This is a genomic window from Escherichia sp. WS3063 (assembly GCF_046486595.1).
Classification (GTDB): Bacteria; Pseudomonadota; Gammaproteobacteria; order Enterobacterales; family Enterobacteriaceae; genus Escherichia; species Escherichia coli.
Map to the genome: position 1 here is coordinate 18,807 of NZ_JBJQKY010000025.1, position 20,242 is coordinate 39,048.

The 20,242-nt window shown below is 52.2% G+C and carries 20 protein-coding genes; 13 read left to right on the forward strand and 7 right to left on the reverse strand.

Features of this window, described 5'->3' with window-relative positions; translation table 11 throughout:
• Positions 1-20: 20 nt before the first annotated feature.
• Positions 21-1,679, reverse strand: coding sequence for a DNA-binding transcriptional regulator SgrR (gene sgrR, locus ACJHYW_RS19725; RefSeq protein WP_001138635.1), 1,659 nt, complete (start codon positions 1,677-1,679; stop codon positions 21-23).
• 88 nt (positions 1,680-1,767) lie between these two features.
• Here sgrR and sgrT point away from each other — a divergent pair, with 88 nt between their 5' ends.
• Positions 1,768-1,899, forward strand: coding sequence for a glucose uptake inhibitor SgrT (gene sgrT / locus ACJHYW_RS19730; protein WP_001248768.1), 132 nt, complete (start codon positions 1,768-1,770; stop codon positions 1,897-1,899).
• A 107-nt stretch (positions 1,900-2,006) separates the two neighbouring features.
• Here sgrT and leuD read toward each other — a convergent pair whose 3' ends face one another.
• The 5 genes from leuD to leuL form a co-directional block, all read right to left on the reverse strand.
• Positions 2,007-2,612: a 3-isopropylmalate dehydratase small subunit gene (gene leuD, locus ACJHYW_RS19735; protein WP_000818238.1), complete on the reverse strand. Its 606-nt coding sequence runs from the start codon at positions 2,610-2,612 to the stop codon at positions 2,007-2,009.
• A 10-nt stretch (positions 2,613-2,622) separates the two neighbouring features.
• The gene (leuC, locus tag ACJHYW_RS19740) at positions 2,623-4,023 is read right to left on the reverse strand and encodes a 3-isopropylmalate dehydratase large subunit (RefSeq protein WP_001140652.1); all 1,401 of its coding nucleotides are present in this window, start codon (positions 4,021-4,023) and stop codon (positions 2,623-2,625) included.
• A gap of 2 nt (positions 4,024-4,025) precedes the next feature.
• Positions 4,026-5,117: a 3-isopropylmalate dehydrogenase gene (gene leuB / locus ACJHYW_RS19745; RefSeq protein WP_000042358.1), complete on the reverse strand. Its 1,092-nt coding sequence runs from the start codon at positions 5,115-5,117 to the stop codon at positions 4,026-4,028.
• Positions 5,117-6,688, reverse strand: coding sequence for a 2-isopropylmalate synthase (gene leuA, locus ACJHYW_RS19750; RefSeq protein WP_000082807.1), 1,572 nt, complete (start codon positions 6,686-6,688; stop codon positions 5,117-5,119). The genes leuB and leuA overlap by 1 nt, the downstream gene beginning before the upstream one ends.
• 92 nt (positions 6,689-6,780) lie before the next feature.
• Positions 6,781-6,867 carry a leu operon leader peptide gene (gene leuL / locus ACJHYW_RS19755; RefSeq protein ID WP_001300467.1) on the reverse strand — a complete coding sequence of 29 codons (87 nt, stop codon included), beginning with the start codon at positions 6,865-6,867 and terminating at the stop codon, positions 6,781-6,783.
• 658 nt (positions 6,868-7,525) lie between these two features.
• Here leuL and leuO point away from each other — a divergent pair.
• The gene (gene leuO, locus ACJHYW_RS19760; RefSeq protein ID WP_001361829.1) at positions 7,526-8,470 is read left to right on the forward strand and encodes a transcriptional regulator LeuO; all 945 of its coding nucleotides are present in this window, start codon (positions 7,526-7,528) and stop codon (positions 8,468-8,470) included.
• Between the two features lie 154 nt (positions 8,471-8,624).
• On the opposite strand, the gene ACJHYW_RS19765 is transcribed toward leuO, so the two are convergent.
• Entirely contained in the window at positions 8,625-8,669 is a 45-nt protein-coding gene (locus tag ACJHYW_RS19765) for a protein YabR (RefSeq protein WP_120795371.1), read from the reverse strand.
• Positions 8,670-8,787: 118 nt separating this feature from the next.
• On the opposite strand from ACJHYW_RS19765, the gene ilvI reads away from it, so the two are divergent.
• The 11 genes from ilvI (at position 8,788) to mraY (ending at position 20,242) form a co-directional block, all read left to right on the forward strand.
• On the forward strand, positions 8,788-10,512 hold the full coding sequence (ilvI, locus tag ACJHYW_RS19770; RefSeq protein ID WP_000425651.1) for an acetolactate synthase 3 large subunit: 1,725 nt from the start codon (positions 8,788-8,790) through the stop codon (positions 10,510-10,512).
• A 2-nt stretch (positions 10,513-10,514) separates the two neighbouring features.
• Positions 10,515-11,006 carry an acetolactate synthase small subunit gene (gene ilvN, locus ACJHYW_RS19775; protein ID WP_001353460.1) on the forward strand — a complete coding sequence of 164 codons (492 nt, stop codon included), beginning with the start codon at positions 10,515-10,517 and terminating at the stop codon, positions 11,004-11,006.
• A gap of 11 nt (positions 11,007-11,017) precedes the next feature.
• Positions 11,018-11,104 (forward strand): fruR/shl operon leader peptide, encoded by an 87-nt coding sequence (locus ACJHYW_RS19780; protein ID WP_001303787.1) that lies wholly within the window; start codon positions 11,018-11,020, stop codon positions 11,102-11,104.
• Positions 11,105-11,185: 81 nt separating this feature from the next.
• Entirely contained in the window at positions 11,186-12,190 is a 1,005-nt protein-coding gene (cra, locus tag ACJHYW_RS19785) for a catabolite repressor/activator (protein WP_000762401.1), read from the forward strand.
• Between the two features lie 601 nt (positions 12,191-12,791).
• Positions 12,792-13,250, forward strand: coding sequence for a division/cell wall cluster transcriptional repressor MraZ (mraZ, locus tag ACJHYW_RS19790; RefSeq protein WP_001295770.1), 459 nt, complete (start codon positions 12,792-12,794; stop codon positions 13,248-13,250).
• Position 13,251: 1 nt separating this feature from the next.
• Positions 13,252-14,193, forward strand: coding sequence for a 16S rRNA (cytosine(1402)-N(4))-methyltransferase RsmH (gene rsmH / locus ACJHYW_RS19795; RefSeq protein WP_000970479.1), 942 nt, complete (start codon positions 13,252-13,254; stop codon positions 14,191-14,193).
• Positions 14,190-14,555, forward strand: coding sequence for a cell division protein FtsL (ftsL, locus tag ACJHYW_RS19800; protein WP_000625658.1), 366 nt, complete (start codon positions 14,190-14,192; stop codon positions 14,553-14,555). The genes rsmH and ftsL overlap by 4 nt, the downstream gene beginning before the upstream one ends.
• Positions 14,556-14,570: 15 nt before the next feature.
• Entirely contained in the window at positions 14,571-16,337 is a 1,767-nt protein-coding gene (gene ftsI / locus ACJHYW_RS19805) for a peptidoglycan glycosyltransferase FtsI (RefSeq protein WP_000642212.1), read from the forward strand.
• Positions 16,324-17,811, forward strand: a complete 1,488-nt coding sequence (gene murE, locus ACJHYW_RS19810; protein WP_000775105.1) for a UDP-N-acetylmuramoyl-L-alanyl-D-glutamate--2,6-diaminopimelate ligase — start codon at positions 16,324-16,326, stop codon at positions 17,809-17,811. Before ftsI ends, murE begins: the two co-directional genes overlap by 14 nt.
• Positions 17,808-19,166, forward strand: coding sequence for a UDP-N-acetylmuramoyl-tripeptide--D-alanyl-D-alanine ligase (gene murF / locus ACJHYW_RS19815; RefSeq protein WP_000626667.1), 1,359 nt, complete (start codon positions 17,808-17,810; stop codon positions 19,164-19,166). Before murE ends, murF begins: the two co-directional genes overlap by 4 nt.
• On the forward strand, positions 19,160-20,242 hold the full coding sequence (mraY, locus tag ACJHYW_RS19820; protein WP_000964122.1) for a phospho-N-acetylmuramoyl-pentapeptide-transferase: 1,083 nt from the start codon (positions 19,160-19,162) through the stop codon (positions 20,240-20,242). Before murF ends, mraY begins: the two co-directional genes overlap by 7 nt.

Sequence of the window (20,242 nt, forward strand, 5' to 3'; positions counted from 1 at the left end):
TCACCGCCAAAAGGCGCGAGCTACTCTGGATCCGGTGGTGCAAACCACGCTGATTTAAAATCGAACCAGCCGAGGGTATTCATACGCAGGCCGCGCATACTGCGTTGCCCTTGAATGATCAGCCAGTGGTGGATAAGTGGCACCATTGCTTTGCTGGCGACCAGTTGCTGGCACCAGTTCGCCAGGTTCATTTCGCCATTGCGCCAGCGGGCGGCGTCGGCTTGCCAGTCGATCGGAAGACAGTGTTGGAGCAGCGGCACCTCGCACAAGTGCGCGAACAGCGAAAAATCCAGCGGCAGCGTAAAGTTGGCGCTGTTAAGCCAGATATCGCTCTCGATCTCTCCTTCATGCCACTGATCGTAGCTGATCTCTTTGATTTCCAGCGTGACCTGGTGACTTGCCAGAATCTGCTGCATGATCCCGGCAATCACTCGATGCTCAATATGATCCTGATAAAAGGTCAGGGTGAGGCTTTCCAGCCCGGCGGGTTTTTCGCAATGTGTCGGACGAGCATGGTGCCAACGGGGGAGCAGTCCATAAGCCGGGAACCACAGTTGCTGGTACTGTTCCTCAGCGAAATAGACCAGATTAGTTGGAGAAAGCACGTAGCTTACCCAGTCCCTGACTTGCTGATTCGCCCCGCGATGGGTGCGGCTGTCGAACAGTAAATAGTAGCAACCTTCCTCCAGGCGGCTTTCAATCTCTTTTTCCTCGCCCTGTGGCCCTTTTAGCATCAGCCCTCCGGCTGGCTCGTCGGCAATTTCCGGCAGAACCCAGACGTTAACTTCGTCGATTAATGCCCGGTAACCGAAGAAGTCATCGAATGCCTGAATTTTCAGTTGATTGGTGCTGTTGCGGATCACCGCATACGGACCGGTGCCGATGGGATGGCTGGCAAAGTTGCTGAGGGTTTCCCATTCGCGCGGCAGGATCATCGCCGGAACTTGCCCCAGCAGTAACGGTAACCAGCGGTCCGGTTGCGTGAGGTGGATATCCAGCGTCCAGGGCGTCGGCGATACAATTTCAGCAATATGCGAATAGAGCGGCAGCGTATTGATCCGTTTTAAAGAGGCGATCACATCGTCCATTTCCAGTTCACGACCATGATGAAAATGGATCCCCGGACGCAAAAAAAAGCGCCAGTGAAGCGGTGAAATTTGCTGCCAGTGGTGGGCGATGTCCGCTTCCAGTTCCCCATTTTCCTCATTTATACGCGTTAGCGAACTGAAGATTTGCCGGGCGATATGGGTTTCGGAACGACGCAATGCACTACCGGGCAGCAGATTACGCAACGGACGATAGTAGAGAACGCGCAGGATGTGCCGCCCCTGGCGGAAGCTGCGGCCCAGATGAGAAACCAGCATTTGCCGCACAGTCGCTTTGTCGCCAACCAACTGCACTAGTTGATCGATACGATCCTGCTCCAGCAGGTCTTCCGCCCGCTGTTGCTGAAGCGCCAGCCCGGTATAGAGGAATGTCAGACGCGAGCGTTTACCGCGCCCGACTTCCGCTTCCCACGTCAGCCAGCCGCGATCCTGCATGGTGTTGAGCAGGGTGCGCATATGACGACGCGAGCAACTCAGTAACGCTGCCAGTTCGTTGAGCGTGGTCTCCTGCGATTTACCCTCGCAGCATTGCCACAGGCGGATGAACTGTTGTTGCAGACGAGCAGATGGCATAAAAGGGGAACTCCTGCGCAAAAGTCAGCAATTTTATTTTCCCTATATTAAGTCAATAATTCCTAACGATGAAGCAAGGAGGTGCCCCATGCGTCAGTTTTATCAGCACTATTTTACCGCGACAGCGAAGTTGTGCTGGTTGCGTTGGTTAAGCGTCCCACAACGATTAACTATGCTTGAAGAACTGATGCAGTGGGAGGGGAGTCATTCTGACTACTGATTTGCGGACATCATGTGTGACTGAGTATTGGTGCTAATCGCCACGCCAGCAGTGATTATCTGCTGGCTTTTTTCTTTTTGGCGATTGAGTGCCGGACGGTGTACAAACTAACGCATAAACGCCGGTTGCTTCTCTTCATAAGACGCAATAGCGTCGTCGTGCTGCAGGGTCAGGCCAATGCTGTCCAGACCATTCATCATGCAGTGGCGGCGGAAGGCATCAATGGTAAATCGATAAGTTTTCTCTCCCGCTTTCACCTCTTGCGCTTCCAGGTCCACGTCGAAATAAATCCCCGGATTGGCCTGCACCAGCGCAAACAGTTCGTCCACTTCTGCGTCGCTTAATTTCACCGGCAGCAGCTGGTTGTTAAAGCTGTTGCCGTAGAAGATGTCAGCAAAACTCGGTGCAATCACCACTTTAAAACCGTAATCGGTCAATGCCCACGGCGCGTGCTCACGCGAGGAACCGCAGCCGAAGTTTTCTCGTGCCAGCAAAATGGAAGCGCCCTGATACTGCGGGAAGTTCAGCACGAAGTCCGGGTTTGGCTGTTGGCCTTTTTCATCCAGAAAACGCCAGTCGTTAAACAGATGCGCGCCAAAACCCGTACGGGTCACTTTCTGCAAAAACTGTTTCGGGATGATTGCATCGGTATCGACATTGGCGGCATCCAGTGGAACCACCAGGCCTGTATGTTTGATAAATTTCTCTGCCATGGTGTGCTCCTTATTTAATGTTGCGAATGTCGGCAAAATGTCCGGTCACAGCCGCGGCGGCAGCCATAGCCGGGCTGACCAGATGCGTGCGCCCGCCGCGCCCCTGGCGGCCTTCAAAGTTACGGTTACTGGTGGAGGCACAACGTTCGCCCGGATTCAGACGGTCGTTATTCATCGCCAGACACATTGAGCAGCCAGGCAAGCGCCATTCAAAACCAGCTTCGATAAAAATTTTATCCAGACCTTCCGCTTCCGCCTGGGCTTTTACCGGGCCAGAGCCGGGAACCACCAGTGCCTGCACGCCTGGCGCGACTTTTCGCCCTTTGGCGATTTCCGCTGCCGCGCGTAAATCTTCAATGCGCGAGTTGGTACAGGAACCGATAAACACTTTATCGATAGCCACTTCGGTCAGCGGAATACCCGGTTTCAGCCCCATATAGGCCAGCGCTTTTTCTGCCGACGCGCGTTCAACCGGATCGGCAAACGAAGCTGGATCGGGAATATTGTCGTTCACGGAAATCACCTGGCCTGGATTGGTGCCCCAGGTGACCTGCGGCGAAATCTCTTCTGCTTGCAGAGTGACAACGGTATCGAAAGTTGCGCCTTCGTCGGTTTGCAGGGTTTTCCAGTATGCAACGGCGTCGTCGAAATCTTTGCCTTTCGGCGCATGCAGACGGCCTTTAACATAGTTAAAGGTGGTTTCGTCCGGTGCAACCAGACCGGCTTTTGCGCCCATTTCGATTGCCATATTGCACAGGGTCATACGACCTTCCATGCTTAAATCACGGATTGCTTCGCCGCAAAATTCCACCACATGCCCGGTACCGCCTGCGCTGCCGGTTTTACCAATAATTGCCAGCACGATATCTTTCGCGGTAATGCCCGGCGCGGCTTTGCCCTGGACTTCAATTTTCATGGTCTTCGCCCGGCCCTGTTTCAGGGTTTGCGTTGCCAGTACGTGTTCAACTTCGGAAGTGCCGATACCAAAGGCCAGTGCGCCAAACGCGCCGTGGGTGGCGGTATGTGAGTCGCCGCAGACAATGGTCATCCCCGGCAATGTGACGCCCTGTTCCGGCCCCATTACGTGGACGATCCCCTGATACGGGTGATTCAGGTCATACAGCTCGACGCCAAATTCTTTGCAGTTTTTGATCAGCTCCTGCATCTGGATGCGCGCCATTTCACCGCAGGCATTAATGTCTTTGGTCTGAGTAGAGACGTTGTGATCCATGGTGGCGAAGGTTTTGCCCGGCTGACGTACCGGACGACCGTGGGCGCGCAGACCATCGAACGCCTGCGGTGAGGTCACTTCATGCACCAGGTGGCGGTCGATATATAACAGCGGGGTTTCGTTTTCGGCTTCGTACACTACGTGAGCGTCGAACAATTTTTCGTATAACGTTTTAGCCATGATTACACCCCTTCTACCACATAGCGGGCAATGATATCGCCCATTTCATTGGTACTAACGGCGGCAGCGCCACGGGCTAAATCCCCGGTGCGAATGCCTTCTTCTAATGCGCGGTTAATGGCGCGTTCAATGGCGGAAGCCGCATCATCGGCATCCAGGCTGTAACGCAGCAGCAGTGCCAGCGACAGGATTTGTGCAATCGGGTTGGCGATGTTTTTGCCTGCGATATCGGGTGCGGAGCCGCCTGCCGGTTCATACAGACCAAAACCTTGTTCGTTCAGGCTGGCGGAAGGCAACATCCCCATTGAGCCAGTGATCATTGCGCACTCGTCAGACAGAATGTCGCCAAACAGGTTGGAGCACAGCAGAACGTCAAACTGTGATGGATCTTTAATCAGCTGCATGGTGGCGTTGTCGATGTACATATGCGCCAGTTCGACATCCGGGTATTCCGTGGCGATCTCGTTAACGATCTCCCGCCATAAAATAGAGGATTGCAGCACGTTGGCTTTGTCGATAGACGTCACTTTATGGCGACGTTTACGAGCAGATTCAAACGCGATGCGGGCGATACGTTCAATCTCAAAACGGTGATACACCTCGGTATCAAACGCTTTTTCATATTGTCCGCTACCTTCGCGGCCTTTTGGCTGACCGAAATAGATGCCGCCGGTCAGTTCGCGCACACACAGGATGTCGAAGCCGTTAGCGGCAATGTCAGCACGCAGCGGACAGAATGCTTCCAGCCCCTGATACAGTTTTGCCGGACGCAGATTGCTGAATAATTTGAAGTGTTTACGCAAAGGCAACAGTGCGCCGCGTTCTGGTTGCTGGTCTGGCGGCAAATGTTCCCACTTCGGACCACCTACCGAGCCAAACAGCACGGCATCGGCTTGCTCACAACCTTCAACCGTCGCAGGCGGCAGCGGCTGCCCGTGGTTATCAATGGCTGCGCCGCCTACATCGTAATGGCTGGTGGTGATACGCATCGCAAAGCGGTTGCGCACGGCATCCAGCACTTTCAGCGCCTGGGTCATCACTTCCGGACCAATACCGTCCCCCGGCAATACGGCAATATGGTAATTCTTCGACATCACACGGTTTCCTTGTTGTTTTCGTTGTGTTGAGCTTTGCGTTGCAACTCTTTTTCGACTTCTGCGGCACGCCAGATATTGTTCAGTACGTGCACCATGGCTTTGGCGGAGGACTCGACAATATCGGTGGCCAGGCCGACGCCGTGGAAGCGGCGACCGTTGTAGTTGGCGACAATATCCACCTGACCCAGCGCATCTTTACCGTGACCTTTGGCGGTCAGGCTGTATTTCACCAGTTCGACGTTATAGTCAGTGATGCGGTTTATCGCCTGGTAGACGGCATCGACCGGACCGTTACCGTTGGCGGCTTCTGCTTTGACTTCTTCGCCACAGGCCAGTTTGACGGCGGCAGTGGCAATATCGTTAGAACCTGACTGCACGCTGAAGTAATCCAGACGGAAATGCTCCGGCTCTTCTTGCTGCTTACCAATGAAGGCCAGCGCCTCCAGATCGTAATCAAACACCTGGCCTTTTTTGTCCGCCAGCTTCAGGAAAGCGTCGTACAGGTTGTCTAAATTATATTCACTTTCTTTATATCCCATCTCATCCATGCGATGTTTCACCGCCGCACGCCCCGAACGAGAGGTCAGATTCAGCTGGATTTGGTTCAGACCAATAGATTCTGGTGTCATGATTTCGTAGTTTTCACGGTTTTTCAGTACACCATCCTGGTGGATACCGGAGGAGTGTGCGAATGCGCCGCTGCCAACAATGGCTTTGTTTGCCGGGATCGGCATATTACAAATCTGGCTAACTAACTGGCTGGTGCGCCATATCTCCTGGTGATTAATGGCGGTATGGACGTTGAGGATATCCTTACGAACTTTGATCGCCATGATGACTTCTTCCAGCGAACAGTTCCCGGCACGCTCGCCGATCCCGTTCATTGCACCTTCCACCTGGCGTGCACCGGCATGTACCGCCGCCAGTGAGTTGCCGACCGCCAGGCCCAGATCGTCGTGGGTATGTACGGAAATAATGGCTTTGTCGATGTTGGGTACGCGTTCATACAGCCCGCTGATGATTCCGGCGAACTCAAACGGCATGGTGTAGCCCACGGTGTCCGGAATGTTGATGGTGGTGGCACCGGCGTTAATCGCCGCTTCAACCACGCGCGCCAGATCGGCAATGGGTGTGCGTCCGGCATCTTCGCAAGAAAATTCAACATCATCGGTGTAATTACGGGCGCGTTTCACCATATAGATAGCGCGTTCGATTACTTCGTCCAGCGTGCTACGCAGCTTGGTGGCAATGTGCATTGGTGAAGTGGCAATAAAGGTATGGATACGGAAGGCTTCGGCAACTTTCAGAGATTCAGCTGCCACGTCGATATCCTTTTCCACGCAGCGAGCTAACGCACATACGCGGCTGTTTTTGACCTGGCGGGCGATGGTCTGCACCGATTCGAAATCGCCCGGCGAAGAGACGGGGAAACCGACTTCCATCACGTCAACACCCATACGCTCAAGGGCCAGCGCAATTTGCAGTTTTTCTTTCGCACTCAGGCTTGCCTGTAACGCCTGTTCACCGTCGCGCAATGTGGTATCGAAAATAATAACTTGCTGGCTCATGGTTTGGGTCCTTGTCTCTTTTTGAGCGCCTCGCTTCGGGCATAAAAAAACCCGCGCAATGGCGCGGGTTTTTTGTTTGACTGCGTGCTGGCTTAATGCTGAATGCCGCTCACTCGTCTACCGCGCAAAGAAGATGCGTTTAGTAGTAGTAGACCGATAAAGCGAACGATGTGAGTCATTAAATCAGCTCCAGATGAATACGATATGCTTTTAGAGTTACTGGATACAAAAACGGATGTCAACCCTGACGCAACAAAAACGTTCCGCCAGCGTGAGTTCTGCATTCGTCAAATTAGCTAATTGTGCTGCGGTGGTTAAAACAAGCGATATTAATTTCTGCTTAACCACCGACGCTTTTCATCGGTTGACATATTTCAGAATAAATTTTTGCATCTAATCAACGAGGAAAAGGGGGATAAAATGCACGCGTTACAAAACCTATCTTGATGATTTGTATTGAATTATATGCTTTGCTAATTTTTTGATATTCATTTGGTGAATATTATTGTTCGATTAATGTTAAGAATTAATGCATTAAACATATAAATTAATTATTAAAAAAGCACATTTAATCCATTTTGTGGATGATTGAGTATTCGCGGTAGTTATGATTAGATTGTTTTCGCGACAAAAACATTATGGATTATTATGCTGCGGTAAATGACGCTTTACTCGGCAATGGGTTCTGTTTTTATAAGAACCCGTATCTTTATGTTTTCCTAATTTTTCTCATTTTCCTTTTTCTTATTTTATATGCATGATAAATCATATTCTCGAGGATTATTTCTCTGCATTCCAATAAGGGAAAGGGAGTTAAGTGTGACAGTGGAGTTAAGTATGCCAGAGGTACAAACAGATCAACCAGAGACGGCGGAGTTAAGCAAGCCACAACTACGCATGGTCGATCTCAACTTATTAACCGTTTTCGATGCCGTGATGCAGGAGCAAAACATCACCCGTGCCGCTCATGTTCTGGGGATGTCGCAACCTGCGGTCAGTAACGCGGTTGCACGCCTGAAGGTGATGTTTAATGACGAGCTTTTTGTTCGTTATGGCCGTGGCATTCAACCGACTGCTCGCGCATTTCAACTTTTTGGTTCAGTTCGTCAGGCATTGCAATTAGTACAAAATGAATTGCCAGGTTCAGGTTTTGAGCCTGCCAGTAGTGAACGTGTATTTCATCTTTGTGTCTGCAGCCCGTTAGACAGCATTCTGACCTCGCAGATTTATAATCACATTGAGCAAACTGCGCCAAATATACATGTTATGTTCAAGTCTTCATTAAATCAGAACACTGAACATCAGCTGCGTTATCAGGAAACGGAGTTTGTGATTAGTTATGAAGACTTCCATCGTCCTGAATTTACCAGTGTGCCATTATTTAAAGATGAAATGGTGCTGGTAGCCAGCAAAAATCATCCAACAATTAAAGGCCCGTTACTGAAACATGATGTTTATAACGAACAACATGCGGCAGTTTCGCTCGATCGTTTCGCGTCATTTAGTCAACCGTGGTATGACACGGTAGATAAACAAGCCAGTATCGCGTATCAGGGCATGGCAATGATGAGTGTACTGAGCGTGGTGTCGCAAACGCATCTGGTCGCTATTGCGCCGCGTTGGTTGGCTGAAGAGTTCGCTGAATCCTTAGAGTTACAGGTATTACCGCTGCCGTTAAAACAAAACAGCAGAACCTGTTATCTCTCCTGGCATGAAGCTGCCGGGCGCGATAAAGGCCATCAGTGGATGGAAGAGCAATTAGTCTCAATTTGCAAACGCTAACTGAATGCAGAATAGGTCAGACATCAATGTCTGGTTTATTCTGCATTTTTTATTGAATGTAGAATTTTATTCTGAATGTGTGTTCTCTCTATTTTAGGATTAATTAAAAAAATAGAGAAATTGCTGTAAGTTGTAGGATTCAGCCGATTTATTATCAATTTAATCCTCTGTAATGGAGGATTTTATCGTTTCTTTTCACCTTTCCTCCTGTTTATTCTTATTACCTCGTGTTTATGTCTCTGTCTGCCAATTGCTTAAGCAAGATCGGACGGTTAATGTGTTTTACACATTTTTTCCGTCAAACAGTGAGGCAGGCCATGGAGATGTTGTCTGGAGCCGAGATGGTCGTCCGATCGCTTATCGATCAGGGCGTTAAACAAGTATTCGGTTATCCCGGAGGCGCGGTCCTTGATATTTACGATGCATTGCATACCGTGGGTGGTATCGATCATGTTTTAGTTCGTCATGAGCAGGCGGCGGTGCATATGGCCGATGGTCTGGCGCGCGCGACCGGGGAAGTCGGCGTCGTGCTGGTAACGTCGGGTCCAGGGGCGACCAATGCGATTACTGGCATTGCCACCGCTTATATGGATTCCATTCCCTTAGTTGTCCTTTCCGGGCAGGTAGCGACCTCGTTGATAGGCTACGATGCCTTTCAGGAGTGCGACATGGTGGGGATTTCTCGCCCGGTGGTTAAACACAGTTTTCTGGTTAAGCAAACGGAAGACATTCCGCAGGTGCTGAAAAAGGCTTTCTGGCTGGCGGCAAGTGGTCGCCCTGGGCCCGTGGTCGTTGATTTACCCAAAGATATTCTTAATCCGGCGAACAAATTACCCTACGTCTGGCCGGAGTCGGTCAGTATGCGATCTTACAATCCCACGACCTCCGGGCATAAAGGGCAAATTAAGCGCGCTCTGCAAACGCTGGTGGCGGCAAAAAAACCGGTTGTCTATGTAGGCGGTGGGGCAATCACGGCGGGCTGTCATCAGCAGCTAAAAGAAACGGTGGAGGCGTTGAATCTGCCCGTTGTTTCCTCATTAATGGGGCTGGGGGCGTTTCCGGCAACGCATCGTCAGGCACTGGGCATGCTGGGAATGCACGGCACCTACGAAGCCAATATGACGATGCATAACGCGGATGTGATTTTTGCCGTCGGGGTGCGTTTTGATGACCGAACGACGAACAATCTGGCGAAGTACTGCCCAAATGCCACGGTTCTGCATATCGACATTGATCCTACTTCCATTTCTAAAACCGTGACTGCTGATATCCCGATTGTGGGGGATGCTCGCCAGGTCCTTGAACAAATGCTTGAACTCCTGTCGCAAGAATCCGTCCATCAACCGCTGGATGAGATCCGCGACTGGTGGCAACAGATTGAACAGTGGCGCGCTCGTCAGTGCCTGAAATATGACTCTCACAGTGAAAAGATTAAACCGCAGGCGGTGATCGAGACTCTTTGGCGGTTGACGAAGGGAGACGCTTACGTGACGTCCGATGTCGGGCAGCACCAGATGTTTGCTGCGCTTTATTATCCATTCGACAAACCGCGTCGCTGGATCAACTCTGGCGGCCTCGGCACGATGGGGTTTGGTTTGCCTGCGGCACTGGGCGTCAAAATGGCGTTGCCAGAAGAAACCGTGGTTTGCGTCACTGGCGACGGCAGTATTCAGATGAACATCCAGGAACTGTCTACCGCCTTGCAATACGAGTTGCCGGTACTGGTGGTGAATCTCAATAACCGCTATCTGGGGATGGTGAAACAGTGGCAGGACATGATCTATTCCGGCCGTCATTCACAATCTTATATGCAATCGCTACCCGATTTCGTTCGTCTGGCGGAAGCCTATGGTCACGTCGGGATCCAGATTTCTCATCCGCAAGAACTGGAAAGCAAACTTAGCGAGGCGCTGGAACAGGTGCGCAATAATCGCCTGGTGTTTGTTGATGTCACCGTCGATGGCAGTGAGCACGTCTACCCGATGCAGATTCGCGGGGGCGGAATGGATGAAATGTGGTTAAGCAAAACGGAGAGAACCTGATTATGCGCCGGATATTATCAGTCTTACTCGAAAATGAATCAGGCGCGTTATCCCGCGTGATTGGCCTTTTTTCCCAGCGTGGCTACAACATTGAAAGCCTGACCGTTGCGCCAACCGACGATCCGACATTATCGCGTATGACCATCCAGACCGTGGGCGATGAAAAAGTGCTTGAGCAGATCGAAAAGCAATTACACAAGCTGGTCGATGTATTACGCGTGAGCGAGTTGGGGCAGGGGGCGCATGTTGAGCGGGAAATCATGCTGGTGAAAATTCAGGCCAGCGGCTACGGGCGTGACGAAGTGAAACGTAATACGGAAATATTCCGTGGGCAAATTATCGATGTCACACCCTCGCTTTATACCGTTCAATTAGCAGGTACCAGCGATAAGCTTGATGCATTTTTAGCATCGATTCGCGATGTGGCGAAAATTGTGGAAGTTGCTCGCTCTGGTGTGGTCGGACTTTCGCGCGGCGAAAAAATAATGCGTTGAGAATGATCTCAATGCGCAATTTGCAGCCCAACATGTCACGTTGGGCTTTTTTTGCGAAATCAGTGGGAACCTGGAATAAAAGCAGTTGCCGCAGTTAATTTTCTGCGCTTAGATGTTAATGAATTTAACCCATACCAGTACAATGGCTATGGTTTTTACATTTTACGCAAGGGGCAATTGTGAAACTGGATGAAATCGCTCGGCTGGCGGGAGTGTCGCGGACCACTGCAAGCTATGTTATTAACGGCAAAGCGAAGCAATACCGTGTGAGCGACAAAACCGTTGAAAAAGTCATGGCTGTGGTGCGTGAGCACAATTACCACCCGAACGCCGTGGCAGCTGGGCTTCGTGCTGGACGCACACGTTCTATTGGTCTTGTGATCCCCGATCTGGAGAACACCAGCTATACCCGCATCGCTAACTATCTTGAACGCCAGGCGCGGCAAAGGGGTTATCAACTGCTGATTGCCTGCTCGGAAGATCAGCCCGACAACGAAATGCGTTGTATCGAGCATCTTTTGCAGCGTCAGGTTGATGCCATTATTGTTTCGACGTCGTTGCCACCTGAGCATCCTTTTTATCAACGCTGGGCTAACGACCCGTTCCCGATTGTCGCGCTGGACCGCGCCCTCGATCGTGAACATTTCACCAGCGTGGTTGGTGCCGATCAGGATGATGCCGAAATGCTGGCGGAAGAGTTACGTAAGTTTCCCGCCGAGACGGTACTTTATCTTGGCGCGCTGCCGGAGCTTTCTGTCAGCTTCCTGCGTGAACAAGGTTTCCGTACTGCCTGGAAAGATGATCCGCGCGAAGTGCATTTCCTTTATGCCAACAGCTATGAGCGGGAGGCGGCTGCCCAGTTATTCGAAAAATGGCTGGAAACGCATCCGATGCCGCAGGCACTGTTCACAACGTCGTTTGCGTTGTTGCAAGGGGTGATGGATGTCACGCTACGTCGTGACGGCAAACTGCCTTCTGACCTGGCAATTGCCACCTTTGGCGATAACGAACTGCTCGACTTCTTACAGTGCCCGGTGCTGGCAGTGGCTCAACGTCACCGCGATGTCGCAGAGCGTGTGCTGGAGATTGTCCTGGCAAGCCTGGACGAACCGCGTAAGCCAAAACCTGGTTTAACGCGCATTAAACGTAATCTCTATCGCCGCGGCGTGCTCAGCCGTAGCTAAGCCGCGAACAAAAATACGCGCCAGGTGAATTTCTCTCTGGCGCGTTGAGTACGGGAATGGACATCAATATCCTTAAAGTAAATAAGACTATTCCTGGCTATTATTGATAAATGCTTTTAAACCTGCCCGTTAATTACCTCACCAGCTGAAATTCACAATAATTAAGTGATATCGATAGCGCGTTTTTGCATTATTTTGTTACATGCAGAGATGAATTGCCGATTTAACAAACACTTTTCTTTGCTTTTGCGCAAACCCGCTGGCATCAAGCGCCACACAGACGCAACAGGGACTGTTAACCGGGGAAGATATGTCCTAAAATGCCGCTCGCGTCGCAAACTGACACTTTATATTTGCTGTGGAAAATAGTGAGTCATTTTAAAACGGTGATGACGATGAGGGATTTTTTCTTACAGCTATTCATAACGTTAATTTGCTTCGCACGTTGGACGTAAAATAAACAACGCTGATATTAGCCGTAAACATCGGGTTTTTTACCTCGGTATGCCTTGTGACTGGCTTGACAAGCTTTTCCTCCGCTCCGTAAACTCCTTTCAGTGGGAAATTGTGGGGCAAAGTGGGAATAAGGGGTGAGGCTGGCATGTTCCGGGGAGCAACGTTAGTCAATCTCGACAGCAAAGGGCGCTTATCAGTGCCTACCCGTTATCGGGAACAGCTGCTTGAGAACGCTGCCGGTCAAATGGTTTGCACCATTGACATTCATCACCCGTGCCTGCTGCTTTACCCCCTGCCTGAATGGGAAATTATCGAGCAAAAATTATCGCGTCTGTCGAGCATGAACCCGGTTGAGCGCCGTGTGCAGCGCCTACTGTTAGGTCATGCCAGCGAATGTCAGATGGATGGCGCAGGTCGATTGTTAATCGCGCCAGTACTGCGGCAACATGCCGGGCTGACAAAAGAAGTGATGCTGGTTGGACAGTTCAACAAGTTTGAGCTGTGGGATGAAACAACCTGGCATCAACAGGTCAAGGAAGATATCGACGCAGAGCAGTTGGCTACCGGAGACTTATCGGAGCGACTGCAGGACTTGTCTCTATAAAATGATGGAAAACTATAAACATACTACGGTGCTGCTGGATGAAGCCGTTAATGGCCTCAATATCCGTCCTGATGGCATCTACATTGATGGGACTTTTGGTCGCGGTGGTCACTCACGTCTGATCCTCTCGCAGCTTGGCGAAGAGGGGCGTTTGTTGGCGATCGATCGCGACCCGCAGGCTATCGCCGTTGCGAAGACTATTGATGATCCGCGCTTCTCCATCATCCACGGACCTTTCTCCGCGCTGGGCGAATACGTTGCCGAGCGCGATCTTATCGGCAAGATCGATGGCATTCTCCTCGATCTTGGCGTCTCTTCACCGCAACTTGATGATGCTGAACGCGGCTTTTCCTTTATGCGCGATGGTCCGCTGGACATGCGTATGGACCCAACCCGTGGGCAGTCAGCCGCTGAATGGCTACAAACCGCAGAAGAAGCCGATATCGCCTGGGTATTGAAAACCTATGGTGAAGAGCGTTTTGCCAAACGCATTGCCCGCGCAATTGTCGAGCGTAACCGCGAACAGCCGATGACCCGCACCAAAGAACTGGCGGAAGTCGTGGCTGCTGCAACGCCGGTGAAAGATAAGTTTAAACATCCCGCGACCCGGACCTTCCAGGCGGTGCGCATTTGGGTAAACAGTGAACTGGAGGAGATAGAGCAGGCGCTAAAAAGCTCGCTCAACGTGCTGGCCCCGGGTGGGCGGCTTTCGATCATCAGCTTCCACTCGCTGGAAGACCGTATTGTGAAACGTTTTATGCGTGAAAACAGCCGCGGTCCGCAAGTTCCGGCAGGGTTACCGATGACTGAAGAGCAGCTCAAAAAACTGGGTGGCCGTCAGCTGCGAGCACTAGGCAAGTTAATGCCGGGCGAAGAAGAGGTGGCTGAGAACCCTCGTGCCCGTAGTTCAGTTCTGCGTATTGCAGAGAGGACGAACGCATGATCAGCAGAGTGACAGAAGCTCTAAGCAAAGTTAAAGGATCGATGGGAAGCCACGAGCGCCATGCATTGCCTGGTGTTATCGGTGACGATCTTTTGCGATTTGGGAAGCTGCCACTCTGCCTGTTCATTTGCATTATTTTGACGGCGGTGACCGTGGTAACCACGGCGCACCATACCCGTTTACTGACCGCTCAGCGCGAACAACTGGTGCTGGAGCGAGATGCTTTAGACATTGAATGGCGCAACCTGATCCTTGAAGAGAATGCGCTCGGCGACCATAGCCGGGTGGAAAGGATAGCCACGGAAAAGCTGCAAATGCAGCATGTTGATCCGTCACAAGAAAATATCGTAGTGCAAAAATAAGGATAAACGCGACGCATGAAAGCAGCGGCGAAAACGCAGAAACCAAAACGTCAGGAAGAACATGCCAACTTTATCAGTTGGCGTTTTGCGTTGTTATGCGGCTGTATTCTCCTGGCGCTGGCTTTTCTGCTCGGACGCGTAGCGTGGTTACAAGTTATCTCCCCGGATATGCTGGTAAAAGAGGGCGACATGCGTTCTCTTCGCGTTCAGCAAGTTTCCACCTCCCGCGGCATGATTACTGACCGTTCTGGTCGCCCGTTAGCGGTGAGCGTGCCGGTTAAAGCGATTTGGGCTGACCCGAAAGAAGTGCATGACGCTGGCGGTATCAGCGTCGGTGATCGCTGGAAGGCGCTGGCTAACGCACTCAATATTCCGCTGGATCAGCTTTCAGCCCGCATTAACGCCAACCCGAAAGGGCGCTTTATTTATCTGGCGCGTCAGGTAAACCCTGACATGGCAGAGTACATCAAAAAACTGAAACTGCCGGGGATTCATCTGCGTGAAGAATCTCGCCGTTATTATCCATCCGGCGAAGTGACCGCTCACCTCATCGGCTTTACTAACGTCGATAGTCAGGGGATTGAGGGCGTTGAGAAGAGTTTCGATAAATGGCTTACCGGGCAGCCGGGTGAGCGCATTGTGCGTAAAGACCGCTATGGTCGCGTAATTGAAGATATCTCTTCCACCGACAGTCAGGCGGCGCACAACCTGGCGCTGAGTATTGATGAACGCCTGCAGGCGCTGGTGTATCGCGAACTGAACAACGCGGTGGCCTTTAACAAAGCTGAATCTGGTAGCGCCGTGCTGGTGGATGTCAACACCGGTGAAGTGCTGGCGATGGCTAACAGCCCGTCATACAACCCAAACAATCTGAGTGGCACGCCGAAAGAGGCGATGCGTAACCGTACCATCACTGACGTGTTTGAACCGGGTTCAACGGTTAAACCGATGGTGGTGATGACCGCGTTGCAACGTGGCGTAGTGCGGGAAAACTCGGTACTGAATACCGTTCCTTATCGAATTAACGGCCACGAAATCAAAGACGTGGCACGCTACAGCGAATTAACCCTGACCGGGGTATTACAGAAGTCGAGTAACGTCGGTGTTTCCAAGCTGGCGTTAGCGATGCCGTCCTCAGCGTTAGTAGATACTTACTCACGTTTTGGACTGGGAAAAGCGACCAATTTGGGGTTGGTCGGAGAACGCAGTGGCTTATATCCTCAAAAACAACGGTGGTCTGACATAGAGAGGGCCACCTTCTCTTTCGGCTACGGGCTAATGGTAACACCGTTACAGTTAGCGCGAGTCTACGCAACTATCGGCAGCTACGGCATTTATCGCCCACTGTCGATTACCAAAGTTGACCCCCCGGTTCCCGGTGAACGTGTCTTCCCGGAATCCATTGTTCGCACCGTGGTGCATATGATGGAAAGCGTGGCGCTACCGGGCGGCGGCGGCGTGAAGGCGGCGATTAAAGGCTATCGTATCGCCATTAAAACCGGTACCGCGAAAAAGGTCGGGCCGGACGGTCGCTACATCAATAAATATATTGCTTATACCGCAGGCGTTGCGCCTGCGAGTCAGCCGCGCTTCGCGCTGGTTGTTGTTATCAACGATCCGCAGGCGGGTAAATACTACGGCGGCGCCGTTTCCGCGCCGGTCTTTGGTGCCATCATGGGCGGCGTATTGCGTACCATGAACATCGAGCCGGATGCGCTGACAACGGGCGATAAAAATGAATTTGTGATTAATCAAGGCGAGGGGACAGGTGGCAGATCGTAATTTGCGCGACCTTCTTGCTCCGTGGGTGCCAGACGCACCTTCGCGAGCACTGCGAGAGATGACACTCGACAGCCGTGTGGCTGCGGCGGGCGATCTCTTTGTAGCTGTAGTAGGTCATCAGGCGGACGGGCGTCGATATATCCCGCAGGCGATAGCGCAAGGTGTGGCTGCCATTATTGCAGAGGCGAAAGATGAGGCGACCGACGGTGAAATCCGTGAAATGCACGGCGTACCGGTCATCTATCTCAGCCAGCTCAACGAGCGTTTATCTGCACTGGCGGGCCGCTTTTACCATGAACCCTCTGACAATTTACGTCTTGTAGGCGTAACGGGCACCAACGGCAAAACCACGACGACCCAGCTGCTGGCACAGTGGAGCCAACTGCTTGGCGAAACCAGCGCGGTAATGGGCACCGTTGGTAACGGCCTGCTGGGGAAAGTGATCCCGACAGAAAATACCACCGGTTCGGCAGTCGATGTTCAGCATGAGCTGGCGGGGCTGGTGGATCAGGGCGCGACTTTTTGCGCAATGGAAGTTTCCTCCCACGGGCTGGTACAGCACCGTGTGGCGGCATTGAAATTTGCGGCATCGGTCTTTACCAACTTAAGCCGCGATCACCTTGATTACCATGGTGATATGGAACACTACGAAGCGGCGAAATGGCTGCTTTATTCTGCACATCATTGCGGTCAGGCGATTGTTAACGCCGACGATGAAGTGGGTCGCCGCTGGCTGGCAAAACTGCCAGACGCGGTTGCGGTGTCAATGGAAGATCATATCAATCCGAACTGTCACGGACGCTGGTTGAAAGCGACTGAAGTGAACTATCACGACAGCGGTGCGACTATTCGCTTTAGCTCAAGCTGGGGCGATGGGGAAATTGAAAGCCATCTGATGGGCGCTTTTAACGTCAGCAACCTGCTGCTGGCGCTGGCGACACTGCTGGCACTCGGCTATCCACTGGCTGAGCTGCTGAAAACCGCCGCGCGTCTGCAACCGGTTTGCGGACGTATGGAAGTGTTCACTGCACCAGGCAAACCGACGGTGGTGGTGGATTACGCGCATACGCCAGATGCACTGGAAAAAGCCTTACAGGCGGCGCGCCTGCACTGTGCGGGCAAGCTGTGGTGCGTCTTTGGCTGTGGTGGCGATCGTGATAAAGGCAAACGTCCACTGATGGGCGCAATTGCTGAAGAGTTCGCTGACGTGGCGGTGGTAACGGACGATAACCCGCGTACCGAAGAACCGCGTGCCATCATCAACGATATTCTGGCGGGAATGTTAGATGCCGGACATGCCAAAGTGATGGAAGGCCGTGCTGAAGCGGTGACTTGCGCTGTTATGCAGGCTAAAGAGAATGATGTGGTACTGGTCGCGGGCAAAGGTCATGAGGATTACCAGATTGTTGGCAATCAGCGTCTGGACTACTCCGATCGCGTCACGGTGGCGCGTCTGCTGGGGGTGATTGCATGATTAGCGTAACCCTTAGCCAACTTACCGATATTCTCAACGGTGAACTGCAAGGTGCAGATATTACCCTTGATGCTGTAACCACTGACACGCGAAAACTGACGCCGGGCTGCCTGTTTGTTGCCCTGAAAGGCGAACGTTTCGATGCTCATGATTTTGCCGACCAGGCGAAAGCTGGCGGCGCAGGCGCACTACTGGTTAGCCGTCCGCTGGATATCGATCTGCCGCAGTTAATCGTCAAGGATACGCGTTTGGCGTTTGGTGAACTGGCTGCATGGGTTCGCCAGCAAGTTCCGGCGCGCGTGGTTGCTCTGACAGGTTCCTCCGGCAAAACATCCGTTAAAGAGATGACGGCGGCAATTTTAAACCAGTGCGGCAACACACTTTATACGGCAGGCAATCTCAATAACGACATCGGTGTACCGATGACGCTGTTGCGCTTAACGCCGGAATACGATTACGCAGTTATTGAACTTGGCGCGAACCATCAGGGTGAAATTGCCTGGACTGTGAGTCTGACTCGCCCGGAAGCGGCGCTGGTCAACAACCTGGCAGCGGCACATCTGGAAGGTTTTGGCTCGCTTGCGGGTGTCGCGAAAGCGAAAGGTGAAATATTTAGCGGCCTGCCGGAAAACGGTATCGCCATCATGAACGCTGACAACAACGACTGGCTGAACTGGCAGAGCGTAATTGGCTCACGCAAAGTGTGGCGTTTCTCACCCAATGCCGCCAACAGCGATTTCACCGCCACCAATATCCATGTGACTTCGCACGGTACGGAATTTACGCTGCAAACCCCAACAGGTAGCGTCGATGTTCTGCTGCCGTTGCCGGGGCGTCACAATATTGCGAATGCGCTGGCAGCCGCTGCGCTCTCCATGGCCGTGGGCGCAACGCTTGATGCTATCAAAGCGGGGCTGGCAAATCTGAAAGCTGTTCCAGGCCGTCTGTTCCCCATTCAACTGGTAGAAAACCAGTTGCTGCTCGACGACTCCTACAACGCCAATGTTGGTTCAATGACTGCAGCAGTCCAGGTACTGGCTGAAATGCCGGGCTACCGCGTGCTGGTGGTGGGCGATATGGCGGAACTGGGCGCTGAAAGCGAAGCCTGCCATATACAGGTGGGCGAAGCGGCAAAAGCAGCTGGTATTGACCGCGTGTTAAGCGTGGGCAAACAAAGCCATGCTATCAGCACCGCCAGCGGCGTTGGCGAACATTTTTCCGATAAAACTGCGCTTATCGCGCGTCTTAAATCACTGATTGCTGAGCAACAGGTAATTACGATTTTAGTTAAGGGTTCACGTAGTGCTGCCATGGAAGAGGTAGTACGCGCTTTACAGGAGAATGGGACATGTTAGTTTGGCTGGCCGAACATTTGGTCAAATATTATTCCGGCTTTAACGTCTTTTCCTATCTGACGTTTCGCGCCATCGTCAGCCTGCTGACTGCGCTGTTCATCTCATTGTGGATGGGCCCGCGCATGATTGCTCATTTGCAAAAACTTTCCTTTGGTCAGGTGGTGCGTAACGACGGTCCTGAATCACACTTCAGCAAGCGCGGTACGCCGACCATGGGCGGGATTATGATCCTGACAGCGATTGTGATCTCCGTACTGCTGTGGGCTTATCCATCCAATCCGTACGTCTGGTGCGTACTGGTGGTGCTGGTAGGCTACGGCATCATTGGCTTTGTTGATGACTATCGCAAAGTGGTGCGTAAAGACACCAAAGGGTTGATCGCTCGTTGGAAGTATTTCTGGATGTCGGTCATTGCGCTGGGTGTTGCCTTCGCGCTGTACCTTGCCGGCAAAGACACGCCCGCAACGCAGCTGGTGGTTCCGTTCTTTAAAGATGTGATGCCGCAACTGGGGCTGTTCTACATTCTGCTGGCTTACTTCGTCATTGTGGGTACAGGCAACGCGGTAAACCTGACTGATGGTCTTGACGGTCTGGCAATTATGCCGACCGTATTTGTCGCCGGTGGTTTTGCGCTGGTGGCGTGGGCGACCGGCAACATGAACTTTGCCAGCTATTTACACATACCGTATCTACGACACGCCGGGGAACTGGTCATTGTCTGTACCGCGATAGTCGGGGCAGGGCTGGGCTTCCTGTGGTTTAACACCTATCCGGCGCAGGTCTTTATGGGCGATGTCGGTTCGCTGGCGTTAGGTGGTGCGTTAGGTATTATCGCCGTACTGCTGCGTCAGGAATTCCTGCTGGTGATTATGGGGGGCGTGTTCGTGGTAGAAACACTTTCCGTCATCCTGCAGGTCGGCTCCTTTAAACTGCGCGGACAACGTATTTTCCGCATGGCACCGATTCATCACCACTATGAACTGAAAGGCTGGCCGGAACCGCGCGTCATTGTACGTTTCTGGATTATTTCGCTGATGCTGGTCCTGATTGGTCTGGCAACGCTGAAGGTACGTTAA